This window comes from Aliihoeflea aestuarii, from assembly GCF_024105665.1.
GTDB classification, from domain to species: Bacteria; Pseudomonadota; Alphaproteobacteria; order Rhizobiales; family Rhizobiaceae; genus Aliihoeflea; species Aliihoeflea aestuarii.
Genome location: NZ_JAAAMK010000001.1, coordinates 790,373 through 811,044, shown reverse-complemented (window position 1 = coordinate 811,044; position 20,672 = coordinate 790,373). Strand labels below are relative to the sequence as shown.

Genomic DNA, 20,672 nt, shown 5'->3' with positions numbered 1-20,672 from the left:
GATTTTCTCAAGAGGTACTTCATGTGTGGAATTGTCGGTATCGTCGGGACGCGCCCGGTTGCGCCGTTGATCGTCGATGCCTTGAAGCGTCTCGAATATCGCGGTTACGATTCCGCGGGCGTCGCGACCGTATCGGATGCCGGCCTTGATCGCCGGCGCGCCGAAGGCAAGCTCGTCAATCTGGAGAAAAGGCTGGCTGACAGTCCGCTCGACGGCACGATCGGCATCGGACATACGCGCTGGGCGACGCATGGCGTGCCGAACGAAACCAACGCCCATCCGCATTTTTCCGGCGACGTCGCGGTCGTCCACAACGGCATTATCGAGAATTTCGCCGAGCTTCGTGACGAGTTGCGGACGGATGGCTACGACTTCGCCTCCCAGACCGATACGGAGGTCGTCGCGCATCTGGTTTCGCGCGGGATGGCGCAGGGATTGTCACCCGTCGAGGCGGCCCATGCGGCGGTCAGGCGTCTTGAGGGCGCGTTCGCCATCGCCATCGTGTTCGCGGGCGAGGCGGATCTTATCGTGGCCGCTCGCAACGGGCCGCCGCTGGCGATCGGCCATGGCGAAGGGGAAATGTTCCTCGGGTCCGACGCCATCGCGCTCGCCCCGTTCACCAGTGCCGTGACCTATCTGGAAGACGGCGATTGGGCGGTCATCCGTCGCAACGCTTTTTCTATCTTCGATGCGGACGGCAATCCCGTCCAGCGCGAACGCCGGCAGGCGACGACGACGGCCTACGTGGTCGACAAGGGCAACTACCGCCATTTCATGGAAAAGGAGATATTCGAGCAGCCGGAAGTCGTCTCCCACACGCTTGCGCATTATCTCGACTTTTCCGCCGGCCGCGTGCGCAAGATGGACGCGCCCTTCGACTTTGCCACGATCGACCGGCTCGCGATCTCGGCCTGCGGTACGGCTTACCTTGCCGGCGTCGTCGGCAAATATTGGTTCGAGCGCTATGCGCGCCTGCCCGTCGACATCGATATCGCGTCGGAATTCCGTTATCGGGAGATGCCGCTTTCGGCGAAGGATGCGGCGATCTTCATTTCCCAATCGGGCGAAACGGCCGATACACTCGCTTCGTTGCGATATTGCCGCCAGGCGGGAATGAAGATCGGCGCGATCGTCAATGTGCGTGAATCGACCATCGCCCGCGAATCCGACGGGACGTTCCCGACGCTTGCCGGACCGGAGATCGGCGTCGCGTCGACCAAGGCGTTCGCCTGCCAGTTGTCGGTCCTCGCCTCGCTCGCCGTACGCGCCGGCGTTGTGCGCGGTGTGATCGATGCGCAGGAAGAGCAGCGTCTGGTACGCCAGCTCGTCGAGGCCCCCCGCTACGTCAACGCGGCCCTGAAGACGATCGATCAGATCGAGCGCGTCGCTCGCGAACTCTCCCATGTGCGCCACGTCCTCTATCTCGGCCGCGACACGAGCTACCCGCTGGCGGTGGAAGGCGCTCTCAAGCTGAAGGAGATTTCCTATATCCACGCCGAAGGATATGCGGCGGGCGAACTGAAGCACGGTCCCATCGCGCTGATCGACGAGGACATGCCCGTCATCGTCGTGGCTCCACACGACCGGGTGTTCGACAAGACGGTCTCGAACATGCAGGAAGTCGCCGCCCGCGGCGGCAAGATCATCCTGATCACCGACGAGAAGGGCGCAGAAAAAGCAGGCATCGAGACGCTGGAGACGATCGTCATGCCGAACGCGCCCGAGTTGATCGCGCCGATCGTGCTGACGGTGCCGCTGCAGCTTCTCGCCTATCACACGGCCGTTCTGAAAGGCACGGATGTGGACCAGCCGCGCAATCTGGCGAAGTCGGTCACTGTCGAGTAATACGCTGCAGAAGGAAGATTTTGCGCGGACGCATGGCCGTTCGCGCTAGCTATGCTGCGGCGATGTCGCAATGGACCGAAGGCATGTCGTGCCGGGCCGGATTTACTGGCGGACGCAACCTGCTCGACGCAACGGCCATCAAACTGTAGACTGTGCGAAGGCCGATGTTGCATCGCGCGGGGCAGTTGATCACGAGGCTTCAGGCCCCAGCGAAAGTTAACAGGCTTTTAATATGCCATTGAAGCGCATCGGAATAATCAGGGCACTCAGACCTGCGAGTATCGCACTCGATGTGGCGATTGCCTGCATCGTCTTTTTGACCGCCTACGCGGTCGTCTATGACATATACTTTTTCCGATATATTCCCGGAATCTACGAGAAGACCGCCGCGTTCGGCCTCGTTGCGCTGGTCATGCTGTTCGTGTTCTCGGTTCATAAGGGGTCGTGGCGATACGTCTCGCTTCCGGAAATCTACAGTCTGGTAAAGGTCGGTGTTGGCACGGTGATCGTCTACACCGTCGGGGCGTTCCTGATGTCGCGTGGCGACAACGTACCTCGCAGCGTCGTCGTCCTGAGCACTCTCATGCTGGTGGCCGGCCTCATCACGCCGCGCCTGCTCTATCGCATGGCGGTCGAAAGACAGGGTCCGTTCGCCTTGCGCTGGGGGCGCGATGTTCGGCCCGAACGCACGGTACTCGTCCTTGGGCTGACATCGGGCGCGGAAAGTTTCCTGCGCGCATGGCGTCGCTCGAACCAGGCAGAATTCCAGGTCGCGGGAATCCTCGATTCCGCAAAGGCATCGCGCTTCGAGCGGATTCAGGGTGTCAGTGTCCTGGGGCGTCTAGAAGATCTGGAATCCATTCTCGAAAAGCTTGCCCGCGACGACATCAAGGTAACGGAACTGATCGTTGCCGAAGTCTCCCCCGGGCGTAAGCGGTTGAGCGACATCGTTCAGATCGCCACGGCCTGCGGATTGCGCACGACCCGCATTCCCGACATCGCCGAGCCCACTTCGCTGGACGAGAACTCGGCAATCGAACCCCGGCCGATCGAACTGCGCGACCTGCTCGGTCGTGCCGAGATCGTCTCGGATGTCGGGCGCGTCGGTCGCTTCATCGAAGGGCGCGTGGTGCTGGCCACGGGAGCGGGCGGCTCGATCGGCTCGGAACTTATCCGGCAGATCGCACAGTTTTCGCCGGCGAGGATCATTCTCACGGATCACTCCGAGCACAACGCCTACCTGCTCGATACCGAAATGACGGAGCGCTATCCCGATCTGGATATTGTGACGCGGCTTGTCAGTGTGCGGGACGTGCGGCGTTTGAACGCGCTTTTCCAGGAGTTCCGCCCGGACGTCGTCTTTCATGCCGCCGCCCTCAAACACGTCCCGATGATGGAGCAAAATCCGCTCGAGGCGATCAAGACCAACATTTTGGGCACATGCAACGTCGTGGACGCCGCGCTTGCCGTGGATGTCGCCGCCTTCATCATGATCTCGACCGACAAGGCGGTGAACCCGACCAACGTCATGGGCGCGACCAAGCGGGCGGCGGAAGCCTATTGCCAGACGATGGACATCAACTCCGGAACGACCCGGTTCAAGATCGTGCGCTTCGGCAATGTCCTGGGCTCGAACGGGTCCGTCGTTCCCCGTTTCACCGAACAGATCCAGGCGGGCGGGCCGGTAACCGTGACGCATCCCAATGTCGTGCGTTATTTCATGACGATCCCCGAAGCGGTTCGTCTGGTTCTCAACGCATCGGCGCAGGCCGTCGATCGGATCGAGGCGAGGGGCGAGATCATGGTGCTCGACATGGGAAGTCCCGTGCGCATCGTGGACCTGGCCGAGCGCATGATCCAGCTTGCCGGGTTGAAGCCGGGCGTCGATATCGAGATCGCCTTCACCGGACTGCGCGCCGGCGAGAAGCTTTTCGAGGAATTGTTCGATCCTTCGGAGATCCAGTCGAACGGACCGATCGACGGCTACGTGATCGCCAAGCCGCGTGTTATGGACGGGGACCGTTTTCTGTCGGCGGTGGTGGACTTGCGAGCTGTCGTCGAAGCCGAGGACGCTGCGAGTGCGATCTCCATCGTCAGGCAGATCGTGCCCGAGTATCGATGGAAGCAATGGTCCCGCCAGAACCCGGTTCCGGAGGCGATCGACGAGGCCGGCAAGCAGCTCAAGGCCGCAAGCGCCAACTGATCGTCAACCCCGTGGAACGATATGTGCCGCGCGCGGATGCTCCGCGGCACCGAAGCATACAGATTGCGTCTCATAGTGCGAAACGACACGCGTCATGTCGTTTCGCACCGTAAGGATCGTTCGACGCTCAGCCGATCACCGCCGCGATGATCCGGTCCTGGTCCTGCGTGCCCAGATAGGGATGCATGGGCAGGCTGACCACGCGCCCGGCAAGATCGTCGCTGACGGTGAGGCCGGCCGGGTCGGCCGGGAACGCGCTGTAGGCCGTCTGGCGGTGCAGCGGAACGGGATAGTAGACGACGGTCGGCACCTTGGCCGCCGAGGCTCTCGCCTGAAGCGCCTCGCGCTCGGCCGTGTCCTTCATCTTGAGCGTGTACTGCGCCCAGATGCTGGTCAGACCTTCGGGCACATGAGGGGTCTCATACTGTCCCGAAAACCCGTCGGTATACCGGCCGGCAACGATCTGACGGGCCTCGATCTCGTCGGCATATATTGCCAGTTTTTCGATGAGAATCGCTGCCTGCAAGGTGTCGAGCCGGCTGTTGAGGCCGATCCGCTCATTGTAGTATTTGTGCTTGCCCTTCCCATGCACCCGGAACGAATCGACCAGCGCGGCGAGTTCGGCGTCGTCGGTGAACAGGGCGCCGCCATCTCCATAGCAACCGAGCGGCTTGGCGGGGAAGAACGAGGTGGTGGAGATGTCGCACAGCGAACCGGTGACGCGGCCGTGATAAACGCCGCCCCAGCCTTGCGCGCTGTCGCCGATCACCTTCATGCCGTTCTCGCGCGCAATGGCGATCAGCACGTCGTAGTCGGCCGGAAGACCGAAAAGGTCGACCGGAATGACCACTGCCGGATTGAGACCGATGTCGCGGGCATGGACGATCGCGCGCTTCAGGCTCTCGGGGTCCATGTTGAACGTGTCGGGCAATACGTCCACGAATACCGGCGTCGCGCCAACGAGAGGGACGACTTCCGCCGTGGCCGCGAACGTGAACGACGGCACGAACACGGCATCACCGGCCTTGATCCCCAAAGCCATCAGCGCCAGTTGCAGCGCGTCGGTTCCGTTCGCGCAGGACAGGCAATGCGTCGCGCCGCAGAATTCCGCCAGCTTCTTTTCCAGTTCGCCGACTTGCGGTCCCATGATGTATTTTCCCTCATCCAGGATTTGCGCGATGGCACGGTCCAGGGCAGGGCGAATGCGAGATTGTTGCGCGGCAAGGTCGATGAAGGCGAGCGACATGAATTCTGCTTTCGGAATACAGGAGGAGGAACAGGAGGCGGTGCGACACGCGCCGCGGCACAAAGCCGGGCCTCAATACATCAGGGATGCACGCAAGAGCAATAATGTCGCCCGACGCCGCACACCCTCGACGGCGACGAATCTCTCGAATTCGGGAGCGGCCATCGGGACCAATGGCTTCATGAAGCGCGCGGATGATTGTTCCGTATCGGGACATTGCGGCTCGGCGGTTTTCATCCTATGGAACTACGCATCGTGCATGCGCGACGCCCTAGAAGTACCAAAGCAATTCTATCGGGATTGCTTAATCTGACAAGAAATTGCGGGATGGCCGATTTGCCGACGAATGTAAAACCTCTATCCTTACAGGAAGGATATCCGGATTACACTCGAGAGGCTGGGGCGGTACAGAAACGCGACACCGACCGTGCATCCACCGCAGCCGGACTGGTCGGCCCCGATGCCGACCGCGCAGAGTGGCTCGAATGGCCGCGCCGCTTCCAGCAAAAATATCGGCGTCCGCCCCGCATCCTGCATCTGGGGAATGTCGCGAACTACGCGTATGTGAACGCGAAGCTGATGCGTGCCCACGGGATCGAGGCCGAGGTCTTCGACCCCGACTTCTTCCACATCATGGCAACGCCCGAGTGGATCGAAGCGCATGTGGAAGGCGACCACGGCGACGATTTCAGGCCGGATTGGACTGCCGTCAACCTCAATGGCTACAAGGCTCCTCAATGGTTCCTTCAGACCCCGATGACCATGGGGCTGAGCTATCTGGCAATGAACCGCTCGAGCTGGGACGCCCGCTCGCTGCGCAAGGTCATCGACGCTCACCGCCGCACCGTCGGCGTCGGCGATGGCTTCGTCGGAGGCGTGCATGCAGCCGGCGTCAGCCAAAACGTCTTCATGCGCGGAATGAAGCGCGCCGTGCGCGAAAGCATGTCGTTCTGGTCCAAGTTGAAGGGCGAACGCTTCGATCTTCCCGAACTGCCCGATCCTCACACGGAGGAAGATGCAGGACCGAGCATTATCGGCGTCAACATGCTGCGAGAGAGCTTCCAGCGCGCGTTCGCCAGATACGATATCGTTCAGGGCTACACGATATCGGCGGCCTATCCTTTGGCCGCGGGTGTCAAGAACACCGTCGCATACGAACTGGGAACCTTGCGGGGATTGCCGTTCGAAGACAGTCCGATGGGCAAGCTTTGCGCCTGGACCTATCGCAATGCCGCGGCGACCTTCGTGACGAATGTCGACTGTGTTTCGTCGGCGCACAAGCTGGGCATCGCACCGGAAAAGATCAATGCGATGCTGCACGCCTTCGACCTTGACGGCGCTGTCGCACATGCCCGTAACCCGGCCGCCCCCCGCCATTCGGCCGAAGTTCCGTTCTTCTTCGCTCCTGCGCGCCATCACTGGAAGATGGGCAATGCCAGTTGGTTGAAGGGCAACGACGTCTATATCCGCGCGGCCGGGCAGCTTGCACGGCGCGGCTACGAGTTCCGCTTCGTGATGATCGAATGGGGCGAGGAACTGGGCCTCAGCCGTGCCCTGATCGAGCAAGAAGGCATCACGGATCGCGTCGACTGGCTCAGGCCCCTGTGCCGCACGCGACTGTGGCCTTACTATCTCGGCGCGGCGGCTGTCGTCGACCAGTTCAAGGCCCCCGCCTTCGGCGGCGTGGCTCTGGAGACGCTGGCGCTCGGTCGTCCGCTGATCTCGGCCTTCGATCGTGAGGCGAGCCGGCAGTTCTTCGGCAGCGCCCCGAGCATGTTCAACGTCTCGACCGTCGAGGATGTCGCCGATGCTATGGCGAAGGTGCTCGACGATCCTGCCGGTGCGCAGGAGATCGGCCTTGGTGGCCAGCGCTGGATGCAGAACGAACATTCCGTCGAGCGCCAGCTCAGCGACCAGTACCGCGTGTATGACAGCCTGGTGGCGCGCAATGGGATTTCCGCACAGCAGCGTTGATCCGGCGCATTCCGGATCGGCTGCCAATCGTCCCCTGCGCGTCCTTCACGGTTTCGAGGAGGTGTCGGGTCAGCTTCACGCCATGACCGACGCGCAGCGCGGCCTCGGTGTAGAGGCCGAGGCGATTCTTTTCCGGCCACACCGGTTCGGTTACGACGACGCGCTTCAAGGACGCGGCCAGCTTGCACGGCGAGCGATCGCCATGCGGCGAATTCTGGTGCGTACCGACGTGGTCCACCTTTACTTCGGCACCAGCCTGGCCACGATCAACCGCCTGCCGGACCATCCCGTGACGGGACCCGTCGCCTGGGCGCGCCGCGCCGTGTCGCGTCTCTTCTGGATGCGCGACGTACCGATGCTGAAACGGCTCGGCAAAACGGTCGCGATGACCTTTCTGGGCGACGATGTCAGGCAGGTCGGACATATGCGCGAAAGCCGGGCCCGTTCTCATCTCGGCGGAGCGTATGGAGACGCTCTTGCCGGATTAGACTCGCGAAAAAAACGTCTCGCCGCGCTTGCCGGGATTCATGCCGACCTGATCTACGCGACCAATCCGGACCTGCTCGGGGTGCTTCCGGCGCGGACCCGCTTCCTTCCCTATGTTCTGCCGCAACAGGAAGGGCCTGCAAGGCGCGCCATGAACCCCTTCACGGTGGCGCATGCGCCAAGCAACATGATGGTCAAGGGCACGGCTGAGGTCGAGGAAGCGATGCGGCAGCTTGCCGGGGATGCCGAACCGGTGCGGTTCGAACTGATAACCAACGCTTCGCACGCGCAGACCCTGGAGCGGATCGGGCAGGCGGACATCTTTATCGATCAGTTGAAGGTCGGATGGTATGGCGTCGCAGCGGTCGAGGCGTTGGCCAAAGGTTGCGTGGTGCTGGCCTATCTCGACGAAACCGACCGCTCGCATATCCCGCCCGAAATGAATGCTGCCTTGCCGATCGTGCCCGTCCGCAACGTCACGGAGATCGTGTCCGCCGTGCGCCGCCTGCGCGACATGCCCGCCGATGAACGGGCGGCCCTGTCGCGCGCCGGCATCGCCTGGACGAGGCGATGGCATGGCGAGGCCGTGGCCGCGCAGGTCGTGGAAGACTACCTGCACGTGCGCGGCAATCGGGGCTGAAGGCCCCGCCGGGCTCAGGCAACGACGGCCCTGTCCGTCATGCGACGCCAGTGGGTTCCGTCGCAGAACGCGGGAACGGCCCCCCCGCTTGCGTCGGTGATGAAGATCAGCGCGCCGTTTCCGGCAGTTGAGGGGGACGGCAGGGTGGAAACCGTGGCGGTCTTGAGCCGGAGCGGGACCGACAGTTCCATGCCGGTTTCCGATGCTCCGAAGACGGCCTGTGAGCCGGCATACACATTGACCGATGCACCTGGACCTGTGGCCTGGAGGTAAAACGAAGAACTCGTCGAGACGAGATAGGACGACCCGGCGGCGTATTGGAGAAATTGCGTGAAATGGCTCCCGGCGATGACATTGATCGCCGCCCCGGAGCCTGCATCCGCTTCCAGATTGGTGACCTGCATTTGCGTGATCGCGCCCGGAAGCGCTCGCATGACCGCAAGCGGGACGTAAGAGCGTCCACCAAGGCCCAAATTGCCGGTCGCGCTGTCCACCTGAAGAGCGCTGTGGAAGGTCTCGCCGTCGGCGCTGACCCTGAGATGGAAGTCGTCGCCCTGCGCAAGCGACAGTTCCGCGCGGCCGGAATAGCCGGTCTGGAATAGGAGCGAAGCGACATCGTCGGCCGCCGTCTTGTTGAGAACGACCCGAACGTCACCGCTCGGATCGGAAGCGCCGTCATCGGTCGAAAACAGGATGCCGTCCGACTTGACCGCGAACCTGTTGATCTCGTCGGTGCCGGTGTTGACGCCAAGCTTGTCGACGCTGCCGCCCGCGCCGCCGGCAAGCGGCGTCCAGGCTTCGCCGTCGAAGACATGGGCCAGCGGCGGATCCCCGACGATCGCGGTCAAGCCCCGGAAGGGAGGGACGAACTCCCAGGCCCCGTCGATGAAGGCCGTGATCTGGCCCGCGTGTCCGCTCCAAAGGCCGACCGGGTCCATGCCGATCGAATAAGCAGCGCCTTCCATCGGGCTTTCCGGCGGCGCGTCCCGGCCGATCTCGGCAAGCGCCAGATGCGTGAAGGCGTCGAGCCGGCGCAGGCTTTCATTGACGGTGATATGCTTTTGCGCCTGCGAGGGCATGATGTAGGGAAGTTTGTAACGGGCGGTTGTATCGGGCATCGGCATCGTCTCCAGCGGACTGAGGGAGCCGAATTCTAGATGCGTCCGTGACGGTGGGGATAAGTCCGGCAGTCAGTCGGCGATAGCGGCGTTGAAGCGATCTTCGGCTTTGGTCAGAATTTTGAACTCCGGCTTCAGGTCGATGATCCCGGCAAATTCAGGTGCTGATACGACGTTGAATATCTGAGCGTTCAACTCCTGCGCCAAGATGGTGAATGGCGAATGCCGCAGTCCCTGCCGCGTCGAATAGAACACCTCGCCGATGCCGACACCGACGAAATACGTGCCGTTCTGGAACGTGTTGCGTATACGCCAGCGCAACTCGAAGGGCTCATTCGCGCGACAGCCGAAATCGATATTCCGAAGAGTGTTCTGAACGGTGAAAATCAGGAAGCCGGTGGGCAGGCGGATTTCCATGCCCGCAATCAGATGCGGGATATCGGTGTCGGACAGGAAGTGCGCGCTGATATGGAAATCGCTTCCGTATTCGAGCGCGTCCGTCTCCTCGAGCCTGTCATTGAGGATGCTCACCGACAACAGTTCGATCTTGGATTTGCTTTCCCGTGCGTCTGCTACGGGGTCTTCCTGAAGCACGGAGAGCGGAGCGATCCGGCTCGATGTCTCGGCAGCCGTGTGGGTTTGAGGGGGCATTGGCGATAGTCCAAGATGCTCCTCGACGGAACCTATGTCGTGCCGCGGAAAAGGGGCTGCGTCGGTCGAGGCGGCTGCCGTCGTCGTCGTCACGGCGACCCGTGAACTTGGTTGTGGTGTCTCGACCTCGTCGACGCTTTTGTCGCTTATGCGCGCGCGGTGCTGCCTCTCGCCGCTTGCCGCCACGATCGCGCGCGCTTCGTCGGCCGATTTCTCGACGGGCAGTCCGCGCGCGGCGTCGTTGCGAAGCTGGGCCGCAAGGTCGTAATAGGCCTTCGTCACCTCGCCGGTATCGCCTGCCAGAAGGATTTCGCCTGCGTGCATAAGGATGGCGCGGTGGCAAAGCTGCTGGACGAGGTCCAGCCCGTGCGAGACGAAGAGCACGGCGCGGCCCGACCGCGCGATCTCGCGCATCTTGCGGAAGCATTTCTCCTGGAAAAGGATGTCGCCCGCCGCAAGTGCCTCGTCGATGATCAGTATCTCGGAATCGACATGGATGCTGGTCGCGAACAGAAGCCGCGCCTGCATGCCTGACGAATAGGTCTTGAACGGCCGGTCGATGACGGAGTCCAGCTCGGCGAAGGCGATGATCTCGTCCATTCGCGCCCGTGCCTCCCTGGGGGAAAGACCACGGCACACCTGCCCGAAAAAGACGTTGTCCCTACCCGAATATTCCGGATTGAGGCCGGTGCCGAGTTCGAGGATAGCCGCCGTGCGACCGTTGACCTCGACGGAGCCGCCGTCAGGCTCGAGTATCCCGGTAAGCACCTTGAGCAGGGTGCTTTTGCCCGCGCCATTGCGGCCGATAATGCCGACGACCTCGCCGCGCGCCACGTCGAACGTCACGCCGTTGAGCGCCCGGTGTACGACGTGTTGCGGGCGCCGCGTAACCAGCTCGACCAGAAGATCGGAAGGCTTGGCGTAGATCGGATAGTCCTTGACGAGATCACGGACGCTGATGGCGGGTCTTGTCATGTGTCAAATCTCAAAGGACGGCGCCGAAACCGGGGCGAAGTCGATCGAACACGCGGTAGCCGCCGAAAAAAGCCACAACCGCAAAGGCGCAGAAGAACAGCCATGCTCCCGGCGATCGCACCGTTGCGTACACGAATACGTCCTGAAAGACCATGATGGCGGGCGTGAACGGGTTCCATGCGATGAGCGGTTCCAGAATTTCCGGGGTTACGCCAGGCACGAAAAAGATCGGCAAGAGATAGAAGGCCACGAGGAACAGGTTCGCAAGTATGGGATCGAGATCGCGGAAATACGTCCCGAATGCCGCCAGTATCCAGCCAAGGCCGGTGGCGAGCATGAACAACAGGCATATGGCGACCGGAAGCAATAGCAGTGTCGCCGGCACGTAGCCGAACTGTATCGCCTGATAGAGCACAAGCCCGACGCTGCCGACGACGATGATCGGTGAGAAGGTCAGCACGGTCTTGACCGGGAGAACGCCGACGGGGAAGTCGATCTGCTTGACGAGGCCGGCATTCGATCTGAGCGAACTGGCGCTCGCCTGAAGCGCCGCGGAAAGAGCGTACCACGGCACGAAGCCGGAGATCATGTAACTGGTATAGTCGGTGGGAAGGTCGAACGTCGACGCCATGCCGCTTCTGGCGCGAAAGACGAATCCGAAGACTGCCGCAAAGACGGCAAGCAGCATCAGCGGCTGGAGGATCGCCCACAAGGCACCCAGCATGGAGCCCGCATACCGGTCCCGCAACTCGCGCATGGCAAGAACGATGATCAGCGAGCGGTTTCTTGCCAGCATCGCGAGCGCCCCTGAAGGGCGTGACATTGTCGTCGTGGTCATCATGCCGGATGATTGGTGGAAAAGGTGCTGTGCTCGGCGGTCGGCTTTTCGAACGCCATGAACAGAAAGCGGAAGGGAAGCGGAAACTCGATGATCTCGTTTTCGACGAAGCCGATCTCGCGCATCAGCGGCCGGAACCATTCGAGGTTGATGTGGTACATGTGCTCGTGATCGTAGGGCTTCACGACGCCCGCATAAGGATCATAGGGCGGTGCGTCGGCAAAATGGGTGATCCATGCGAGGAAACGTCCGCCGGGCTTGAGAACGCGGAAGACTTCCGCCAGCCCCTTGTCGAGAAGGTAGTAGTGATCGAGCACGGTTCCCGAGATCACGATGTCGAAAGCTTCGTCTTCCCACGGCAGGAACTCGCCATAGCCCGACACGAACTGAAACGGATGATCGTCGACGCTCGAAATCGGATCGATGCCGCTGATTGCCTGCGTGGGGTAGCCCGCCAGATAGAAAGGCACCGGTTGCGGGCCGCATCCGACGTCGAGGACCGTCCCCTTGAGATAGGGACGCACGAAGGCGCGGAAGAGATGCGCCTGCGGGTGACGTTCCGTGCTGCACGACACTTCAGGCAGGTCGTCATAGCTGTCGGTGCCGGTGTCGCGGCAGGCGACGAACGCCTCCCAGTTGAGCGGCGCCAGTTCGCGCAGCTTGTCATCATAGGCATCGAGCGACAGGACGGGGCCTGACACGGGCGGCTGGCCGGCGGCGGCGTTGCCCGCATGAGGCATGGCATAGCGGGATCGCACCATGATCTCGAGCATCCGTGCTTCGAGTTCGACATTCTCCGAATGCTGCTCGAGCGCCGACCGGTTAATTTCGTTCAATGCGGTAACGAGTGATTGCCCATAACCGATCGCCGCCAATTCCGCCTTGACGAGACGCTCGTTGGTCTGGGCGAGATCCGCCTCGAGCGCGCGCGCGCGCTCGAATGTCAGCTCATGGATTTCAGGAAGCGCCCGTGCGGCAATCGCTTCCTCGGCAAGAGCCTCAGGAGCCTCGCTTGCAGCGCTCGATGCCTGTGCGAGTTCCGAGGTCTTTTGATCGTCAGTCTGCGCCATGGAATATGCCACGTCTTTCATTCGACTTATTGGTAAGGCTGCTATCCATTAGACACATCAACGCACGCACGCTTTGTAACTCACAAATTGTAACCCACAAATTCAACGGACTTCCCACAAGACCGCCTCGATTATCCCTTGACGATTTTATGGGAGAATTCGTCGTGAAACGCCTTGAGCGCGTTGCGCGTATCGACGATCAGTTCAAGCTCCTCGAGCAGTGGCAGATAATCGACATCGCTATGATCGGTCGCGATGATGGCGGCGTCAAAACTTTTCAAAGCGTCCCGATCCCATGCCACCGACTTCATGCCCGCAATATGCTCATGCCCGCGCGTATCTGGAACTTCAGGGACGAAGGGATCGTAGTACTCCACGAATGCGCCTTTTTCGCGGAATCGCTCGATCAGGTGGATCGATGGGCTTTCGCGCATGTCGTCCACATTCTTCTTGTAGGCAAGGCCCACGATAAGAATACGCGAATTCTTGAGTGCCTTGGCCAGGCGATCGTTCATCGCATCGGACGTGCGCTGCACCGCATAGGCCGGCATGTGGCTGTTGATCTCGCCGGCAAGCTCGATGAAGCGGGTCGACACGCCGAACTCGCGCGCCTTCCAAGTCAGGTAGAAGGGGTCGATGGGGATGCAATGCCCGCCGATGCCGGGGCCTGGATAGAACGGCATGAAACCGAACGGCTTGGTTGCCGCCGCATCGATGACTTCCCAGACGTCGATGCCCATCTTGTCGAATATGATCTTGAGCTCGTTGACCAGCGCGATATTGACCGAACGGAAAATGTTCTCCGTCAACTTGACCGCCTCGGCAACGCGCATCGATTTGACGCGGACGATCTGTCCGACGATCGCGGCATAGAGCGCTTCGGCCATGTCGGCTGCCTGCGGGGCGCCTGCGCCGACCACTTTCGGGATCGTCTGCGTGTCGAATTGCGGGTTGGCGGGGTCTTCGCGCTCGGGGGAGTAGGCGATGGCGAAGTCCTCGTCCGCCTTCAAGCCGGAACCCTTTTCGAGGATGTTGCGCAGAAGGTCCTCGCTGGTGAACGGGTAGGTGGTCGATTCCAGCGTGACGAGTTGGCCCCGCCGCAGGTTCGGTGCGATGGTTTCGGCGGTCGAGACAACATAGGACATGTCCGGCTCGCGGTGGACCGTGAGCGGCGTGGGCACGCAGATGACGATCGCGTCGACAGCGGCCAGACGGGAGAAGTCGGTTGTCGCCTGGAACTTTCCGGCATCGCGCATTTCCGCGATCCGCTCGTCCGGAATGTGCTTGATATAGGTCTTGGACGCTTCGAGTTTCTCGATTTTCCGCGCGTCGACGTCGAAACCGATAACATCGAAACCTTCCTTGAAGAAGGCGAGCGCAAGCGGTAGACCGACATATCCCAGCCCGAGGATGCCGACGACGGCAGTCCGGTCGGCGACCTTGGCGACGAAGCGCGATGCGTGCTTGCCGAGTTCGTCGTCTCCCGAAAGTCGTTCCACGTTTTCTGCGCGCACTTTAGCTTCACCCATTCCGTTTCGGTCCTGTAGTTCAGCGCTGGATCTTGCCTGATCGCACGAGCGCTTTCCGTATCGTCAAAGTTTCGCGCGCATATCATGGTCCAGGAACACTTCCCGCGCCGCCCTGCGTTATATCGTCTGCTCGATCAGCAAAAAATACGCCCCCGATCCGGCTTCGGAACACTATCCCGCGCTGACTTCCACCAGCCTGTTATCGTCCACGAGCTGATAGCGCTCGCCGGTCCGGGGACAGATCAGATCATCGCCAAGAATTTCTCCTTCACGCGATACCCACCCGCGGCGGCGCGCGGGAAGCCCCACCATGAGCGCGAAATCCGGTACGTCGTGGGTCACGACAGCGCCTGCTCCGATCATGCAATAGCGGCCGAGCGTATTGCCGCACACGATCGTCGCGTTGGCGCCTATGGTCGCGCCTTCCTTGACGAGCGTCTCACGGAACTCGTCCTTGCGTTCGACGAAGGCGCGGGGATTGATGACGTTGGTGAAGACGCAGGACGGTCCGCAAAAGACGCGCGCCTCCAGCGTCACGCCCTTGTAGAGGCTTACATTGTTCTGGATCTTGCAGCCGTCGCCGACGCGGACATTGGGGCCGACGACCACGTTCTGGCCGATGACGACGCCGTCGCCGATCTGGCAATTGCCAAGGATGTGGGAGAAATGCCAGATGCGGACATTGCGGCCGAGGACGACAGGCTTGTCGACCACCGCCGTTTCATGAACCACGGCGCTGTCGTCGAGCCGGTGTTCGGCAACGGTCAGGGGAGCGCTCATGCCTCCACTTCCTTGCCAAGGGCTTTGTCGGCCTGTTTCAGCACGCGCAGGACCGCAAGGGCCTCGTGCGCATCGGTGCGCGGCGCGATGCCGGCGGCAACTGCGTGAAGAAAATGCGCGCATTCCTCCTTCAGCGGTTCCGCCTCCTCGACGGGAATGGCGGTTACCGCGCCCTTTTCGAGGGCGGGGCCGTCCGCCACGCGATAACCCGTGCTGACCAGTTTTTCGGCCCACGGCTTCGTATCGTCGAAGACGAGGCAGCCGGTCTCGCCGATCGCGACGAAGCGGTGCTCCTTCATCGGATGCAGCCAGGAGGTGAACACATGTGCCTTCAGGCCGGAGGCGAAGGTCAGGTGAAGATGGGCACTGTCCGCGAGGCCGTCGGAAACGATGCCGGCCGAATGGGCGGCCACGTCGCTCGGGGCTTCGCCCTCCACCAGACCGAGAATCATGGAAATATCGTGCGGAGCAAAGCTCCAGACCACGTCTTCCTCCGTCCGCAGCTTTCCCATGCTGAGGCGGTTCGAATAGACGTATTTCAACCGGCCGATCGCACCCTCTTCGACGAGGTCTCGCAGCTTGCGATAGGCCGGGTGGTACTGGAGAAGGTGGCCGACCATGAGGATCTTGCCGGTTCTGGCCGCCGCTGCCTGCATGGCCTCGCCGTCACTGAGCGACAGCGCGATCGGCTTTTCGACGAACACGCTTTTCCCCGATTCCATCGCGCGCACCGCGATATCGTGATGCACTGCCGCTGGCGAGGCGGTCGCGATGGCGTCGATTGCATCGCTCGCGATCGCCTCATCGAGACTCATGACCGGCACCTGAAAGCGCGTGCCCATCTCGTTCGCGGTTGCCGGATCGGCATCGACCACCGCCCGCAGCGCGCCCAGTTCCGCAAAATTGCGGACGAGATTCTTGCCCCAATAGCCGCAGCCGACGACTGCAATCCCGATATCCGAGATATCACTCATAATGTCTTGCTTGTCATATCCTGATCGCGGCGATTGCCGGATTTTTGCATATATAAGGCCGCCCGGTTCAGGCACGGAAAGCGTCAACCGCGACCGTAGATCGCCAGCAATCGCATTTTCTCGCTATGCCAGCAGAATTGTTGCGCCGCAACCCCTGCGGCTGCGCGCCAGCGCCCTATGGTGGCGCGGTCCGTCCGTTCGATCATCGCCGTCACCGCCGTGGCCTGTGCCTGCCCGATGTCGATGCCGCAGCCATGTGTTTCGACGATCTCGCGCATTTCGTCACTGCCGCTCGCAACGACCGCAAGTCCGGCATGAAGATACTCGAAAAGCTTGTTCGGCAAGGCTATGCGGTTGTGTGCGATGCGTCCGTCGAGCAGGCAGACGCCGACATCGCTCCGTGCGGCCGCGCTCACGAGTTCATCGAACGGCACCGGCGGCTCGATCCCGACACGGGCTGCGGCCGGATGAGAGGCCAGCCTTGCCCGGATTTCGTCGTGCAGCCTTTGCTGGCGCCATGGACCGCGCAGCGTCAGTCGGCAGGGGCGGGACGCGGCAAGGACGCCATCGACCAGCGCTTCGATCCCGCGACCCTCCGCAAGGACGCCATGATAAAGGAAGTGAATTTCCTCGCCCGACCTCGGCTCGACGGGACAGTTCGCAACGTCCGGGATGTTGCGCACGGTGATCGGGCGTCTTGCAAGCTTCAATTCTTTCGTCAAGAGCTGGCTTAGCGCGTCGCCGACCGTGACGACGCGGGTCGCCTTCCGCGCGGCGGGCCCTTCCAGCCTGCGGATCAGAGGGGCCACGGTGGCCCGCCAGAACCGGCGCTCGGCGTGCATTTCGGCGGCAAATTCGTGCGCGTCGTAGACGAAGGGCACGCCGAGCGTCTTCGCCGCGCTTGCCGCGACGATGACCCCGTCCCAGTCATGCGCGTGGATCGCGTCGGGACGGCAGGCGATGAGAGACTGCAAGGCTTCGCGATGTGCGGGGCGTGCGAAGAACGCCGCCTTTGACGCCGCCCTGCCGAACGACAGGCCGTCGATGAGGCGAGCGGCCCCGAACGTGGCGCCTATGCTCAGCTTCGAGCGCCGATCCATCGCCCTTTCCGTAATCCCCGAGCCGGGGCCGACGATGAGGCACTCGAGGCCGGCCTCGCGCATGGCCGAAACGGCGCGGTTGACGCGCGCGTCGCTTGCAAGCGGTTGCAGGGTCACATGGGCGACCCGTCGCGCCGCGGCCAGCCGCCGGTCCGGCTCGGGATCGATCTGGTCAGCCGGCGACATTGAAGACCCTTCCCCAGCGCCCCAGGCTCGCCACGCGCCAGAACTCAAAGCCGAATGGCCGCTGTCCGGCAAGTGCCGCATCCCGCGCCAGCCGCAATCGCGCCGGTATGAAGAGGCCGGGAAAGCGTTCGATGCAATCTTCGACGCCTTGATGGACCAGTTCCCGGAGCGGGCCGCGAAGCCAGCCGGCTTCGGGCGTCGCAAAACCGATCTTGTCGCGGCGGTCGAGCACGCTTTGCGGAACGAGATCGCGCATGGCGCGCCGCAGCACCCGCTTCTGCTCGCCTGCGCCTATTCGATGCTCGTGGGGAAGACCGAGCGCGAACTGGGCGAGAGGCATGTCGAGGAAGGGCACGCGCGCCTCGATGGAGTGCGCCATCGAGTTGCGGTCCTCCCAATGGAGCAGCATCGGCAGGTTCGTGGCGTAGGTCAGCAGCCTGCAATGTGCCGACAGGTCGTTCGGCTTCATCAGTCCCAGCCGGTCCGCGGCCATCTGGTCGAGCGCCCGCCGTCCGCCATGGCCGGCAGCGCCCGGATTGAGCCAGGAAAAGGTTTTCGCGCCCCGGCGTGGCAACGGCAGCCAGTCGGGCAACAGGAGCGACATGGCCCCGGCCGCCGCGCGAAGCGGCGAAGCACCCTGGCCGCTTCGCGCGCGAAGCGAAGCGTGCAACTCGCCGATCCTGCCGTTGCGCATGAGGCGCGCATGGTGGTGGGGCCATGCATCGGCGTAACCGCCAAGCGGCTCGTCGGCACCCTGTCCGTCGAGCATGACCGTCAGCCCGGCGCGCCGGGCTTCGGCGAAGACGGCATATTGCGCGACGATCGAAGTCGATCCGAACGGCTCGTCCTGATGCCATGTGATCCGATCGAACTTTTCGGCGACGTCATCCGAGCTTGGCGAAACCTTGTGCGAAATCGCGCCGGTGCGCGCCACGACGGCGTCGATGTAACGGCTTTCGTCCACGGCTTCGCCGTCGTAAACGGCGGAGATGGTCTCGATGCTTCCCGGTTCGGATGCGAGGCCGACGATGGACGAGGAGTCGAGCCCGCCGGACAGGCAGGAGCCGACGCGGATATCGGAGCGCAGGTGGAGACGGACCGATTCGCTCAGGCGTGCTGCGAATTCATCGGCTGCCTCGTCGAACGAAAGGCCGGGCGACGCTGCGACTTGATTGAGATCGTGAAAGCGCCCGCGCGTGCATTGCGGCCGCCCCGCTTCGGTGGACACGGCCAGCCATTCTCCGCCGCGAAGCTGGGTTATGCCTTCAAAAAGCGTCTCTTCCGTATGATCGAGAATGCCGGAGCCGAGAAAATCCATCGCCCTTGCTGTGTTGAGGCGTGGAGTCGTGCTTTCCAGCCCCAGCAATTGCTTGATCTCGGAAGCGAGCGCGACCCCCTTCGACGTTTCGACCATGTAGAGAGGCTTGATCCCGAAAGGATCGCGCGCGGCGAAAAGTTCTTGTCGCTTCCTGTCCCAGATGACGAACGCGAACATGCCGCGAAGGCGCGGCAGCATCGACGCGCCGAACCGGCGATACATGGCCAGCAGCACCTCCGTATCCGTTTGCGTGGCGAACCTGTCGCCCGCTGCCGTGAGTTCCGCGCGCAGTTCGATGAAATTGTAGATTTCGCCGTTGAAGACGATCGTGTAGCGCCCGCTTGCGTCCGCCATGGGCTGCAGGCCGGCTTCGCTCAGATCGAAGATCGCGAGCCTGCGATGCCCAAGAGCAACGGGTCCGGCGGCGCTTTCCACAACGCCCCAGCCGCGACCGTCAGGCCCGCGATGCGCGACGACGTCGATGCGGCGCTCTTCGGGAACAAAACCTATCGACGCGAACAGGCCACACACGCTGATCATCATCCTGTTGACGGGGGTGGAGGGGCTGGCGGCGATGCTTAGAGTAACTCGGCCGCATGGCGCAAGCCGAGCGGGTCGTATCTGCGGCGCTGTCCTTCGCGCCTTGCCTTGCACTTTTCCGTAGCATAGTAACCTCGCGAAAATCCGCGTATTCGTCCGGTTCATTATCGTTTTGGATTTACCAACCAGCCAAGAGGCGATTGATCAAGTGCTTGAGAACAAACGAGTGTTCATCACAGGTGGCGCAGGCTTCATCGGAAGCCAGACCACGAAGAGATTGTTCGATGCCAACGAGGTTTGCCTCTACGATAATCTCAGCCGGAATGCGATGCAGCACACGCTGAAGGGGGACGATTCCAAGTTCCGCTTCGTGCAGGGCAGCGTGACGGATGAAAAGGCGCTGTCGACTGCGATCGCCGAATTTCGTCCGACCCATATCGTTCACTGCGCAGCGGTCGCCGGTATCGAAACCGTCGTGAAGCGGCCGGTCTCGACCGTCGAGATCAACATGCTGGGTACGACTTACGTTCTCAAGGCGGCCGCCGAGGTTGAGGGTGTCGAGCGAGTCGTCACCTTCTCGACGAGCGAAGTGTTCGGACCCAATGCCTACAACGCCGACGAGAACACATCGGCGGTGATCGGTGCTGTCGGCGAGCCGCGCTGGACCTATGCGGTTTCCAAGCTCGTGGGCGAGCACCTGACGCTTGCCTATCACAAGCAGTTCGGCCTTCCCTCCGTCGTTCTGCGGCCCTTCAACGTGTATGGACCAGGTCAGGTCGGCGAGGGCGCTCTGTCGATCTTCATCCAGCGTGCATTGCGCGGTGAGACGATCCAGATCCATGGCGACGGCTCGCAGATCCGCGCATGGACCTATGTCGACGACATGGTTCAGGCCGTGTTGACCGGGCTCGAACATCCCGGTGCCGTCGGCAAGGCCTTCAATGTCGGCAATCCGCGCGCCGTCACCACAATTTACGGTTTGGCCAAGGACGTCGTGCGCGTACTCGGCTCATCCTCGAAGATCGAGTTCATTGAGAAGACATATGCGGATATCGAACTGCGCGTGCCGGACGCGGCCTGGCCGAAGACGCAGATCGGCTTCGAGGCGCAGGTCGATCTGGAAGACGGCATCCAGCGTACCGCCGAATATTACCGCGCGTTGCAGGCGGCCTGATCGGCCTGCGCGTGAAACAGAGGCG

Annotated in this window: 15 protein-coding genes and 1 pseudogene; 5 read left to right on the top strand and 11 right to left on the bottom strand. The window is 62.2% G+C overall.

Annotated elements, in window-relative coordinates; translation table 11 throughout:
• Positions 1 to 21 precede the first annotated feature (21 nt).
• Positions 22 to 1,845, top strand: coding sequence for a glutamine--fructose-6-phosphate transaminase (isomerizing) (gene glmS / locus GTW25_RS03980; protein ID WP_252910566.1), 1,824 nt, complete (start codon positions 22 to 24; stop codon positions 1,843 to 1,845).
• A 292-nt stretch (positions 1,846 to 2,137) separates the two neighbouring features.
• Positions 2,138 to 4,048, top strand: a complete 1,911-nt coding sequence (locus GTW25_RS03975) for a polysaccharide biosynthesis protein (RefSeq protein ID WP_252910564.1) — start codon at positions 2,138 to 2,140, stop codon at positions 4,046 to 4,048.
• 127 nt (positions 4,049 to 4,175) lie between these two features.
• Here GTW25_RS03975 and GTW25_RS03970 read toward each other — a convergent pair whose 3' ends face one another.
• A complete protein-coding gene (locus tag GTW25_RS03970; protein ID WP_252910563.1) occupies positions 4,176 to 5,294 on the bottom strand; it encodes a DegT/DnrJ/EryC1/StrS family aminotransferase in 1,119 nt (372 codons plus the stop codon).
• A gap of 327 nt (positions 5,295 to 5,621) precedes the next feature.
• On the opposite strand from GTW25_RS03970, the gene GTW25_RS03965 reads away from it, so the two are divergent.
• Positions 5,622 to 7,268, top strand: coding sequence for a glycosyltransferase (locus tag GTW25_RS03965; protein ID WP_252910561.1), 1,647 nt, complete (start codon positions 5,622 to 5,624; stop codon positions 7,266 to 7,268).
• Complete coding sequence (locus GTW25_RS03960; RefSeq protein WP_252910559.1) at positions 7,243 to 8,394, top strand: glycosyltransferase; 1,152 nt, start codon at positions 7,243 to 7,245, stop codon at positions 8,392 to 8,394. Before GTW25_RS03965 ends, GTW25_RS03960 begins: the two co-directional genes overlap by 26 nt.
• 14 nt (positions 8,395 to 8,408) lie before the next feature.
• Here the strand turns inward: GTW25_RS03960 and GTW25_RS03955 are convergent, their stop codons facing one another.
• The 10 genes and pseudogenes from GTW25_RS03955 to asnB form a co-directional block, all read right to left on the bottom strand.
• Positions 8,409 to 9,512 carry a DUF2793 domain-containing protein gene (locus tag GTW25_RS03955; RefSeq protein WP_252910557.1) on the bottom strand — a complete coding sequence of 368 codons (1,104 nt, stop codon included), beginning with the start codon at positions 9,510 to 9,512 and terminating at the stop codon, positions 8,409 to 8,411.
• A 72-nt stretch (positions 9,513 to 9,584) separates the two neighbouring features.
• Positions 9,585 to 10,577 (bottom strand): Wzt carbohydrate-binding domain-containing protein, encoded by a 993-nt coding sequence (locus tag GTW25_RS20645; protein ID WP_372493050.1) that lies wholly within the window; start codon positions 10,575 to 10,577, stop codon positions 9,585 to 9,587.
• 54 nt (positions 10,578 to 10,631) lie between these two features.
• A pseudogene (locus GTW25_RS20740) lies at positions 10,632 to 11,138 on the bottom strand (ABC transporter ATP-binding protein); the annotation flags it as partial.
• A 10-nt stretch (positions 11,139 to 11,148) separates the two neighbouring features.
• Positions 11,149 to 11,934: an ABC transporter permease gene (locus GTW25_RS03945; RefSeq protein WP_252910555.1), complete on the bottom strand. Its 786-nt coding sequence runs from the start codon at positions 11,932 to 11,934 to the stop codon at positions 11,149 to 11,151.
• Between the two features lie 41 nt (positions 11,935 to 11,975).
• A complete protein-coding gene (locus GTW25_RS03940) occupies positions 11,976 to 13,067 on the bottom strand; it encodes a class I SAM-dependent methyltransferase (RefSeq protein ID WP_252910554.1) in 1,092 nt (363 codons plus the stop codon).
• A gap of 110 nt (positions 13,068 to 13,177) precedes the next feature.
• Positions 13,178 to 14,575, bottom strand: a complete 1,398-nt coding sequence (locus GTW25_RS03935) for a nucleotide sugar dehydrogenase (protein WP_252910552.1) — start codon at positions 14,573 to 14,575, stop codon at positions 13,178 to 13,180.
• A gap of 171 nt (positions 14,576 to 14,746) precedes the next feature.
• A complete protein-coding gene (locus tag GTW25_RS03930; protein WP_290127863.1) occupies positions 14,747 to 15,355 on the bottom strand; it encodes an acyltransferase in 609 nt (202 codons plus the stop codon).
• Positions 15,352 to 16,329 carry a Gfo/Idh/MocA family protein gene (locus GTW25_RS03925; protein ID WP_252910550.1) on the bottom strand — a complete coding sequence of 326 codons (978 nt, stop codon included), beginning with the start codon at positions 16,327 to 16,329 and terminating at the stop codon, positions 15,352 to 15,354. The genes GTW25_RS03930 and GTW25_RS03925 overlap by 4 nt, the downstream gene beginning before the upstream one ends.
• An 83-nt stretch (positions 16,330 to 16,412) precedes the next feature.
• Positions 16,413 to 17,615 (bottom strand): glycosyltransferase, encoded by a 1,203-nt coding sequence (locus tag GTW25_RS03920; protein WP_252910549.1) that lies wholly within the window; start codon positions 17,613 to 17,615, stop codon positions 16,413 to 16,415.
• Complete coding sequence (asnB, locus tag GTW25_RS03915; protein ID WP_252910547.1) at positions 17,602 to 19,464, bottom strand: asparagine synthase (glutamine-hydrolyzing); 1,863 nt, start codon at positions 19,462 to 19,464, stop codon at positions 17,602 to 17,604. Before asnB ends, GTW25_RS03920 begins: the two co-directional genes overlap by 14 nt.
• Positions 19,465 to 19,699: 235 nt before the next feature.
• Here asnB and GTW25_RS03910 point away from each other — a divergent pair, with 235 nt between their 5' ends.
• Positions 19,700 to 20,647 carry an NAD-dependent epimerase/dehydratase family protein gene (locus GTW25_RS03910; RefSeq protein ID WP_252910546.1) on the top strand — a complete coding sequence of 316 codons (948 nt, stop codon included), beginning with the start codon at positions 19,700 to 19,702 and terminating at the stop codon, positions 20,645 to 20,647.
• The last annotated feature ends 25 nt before the right edge of the window (positions 20,648 to 20,672 follow it).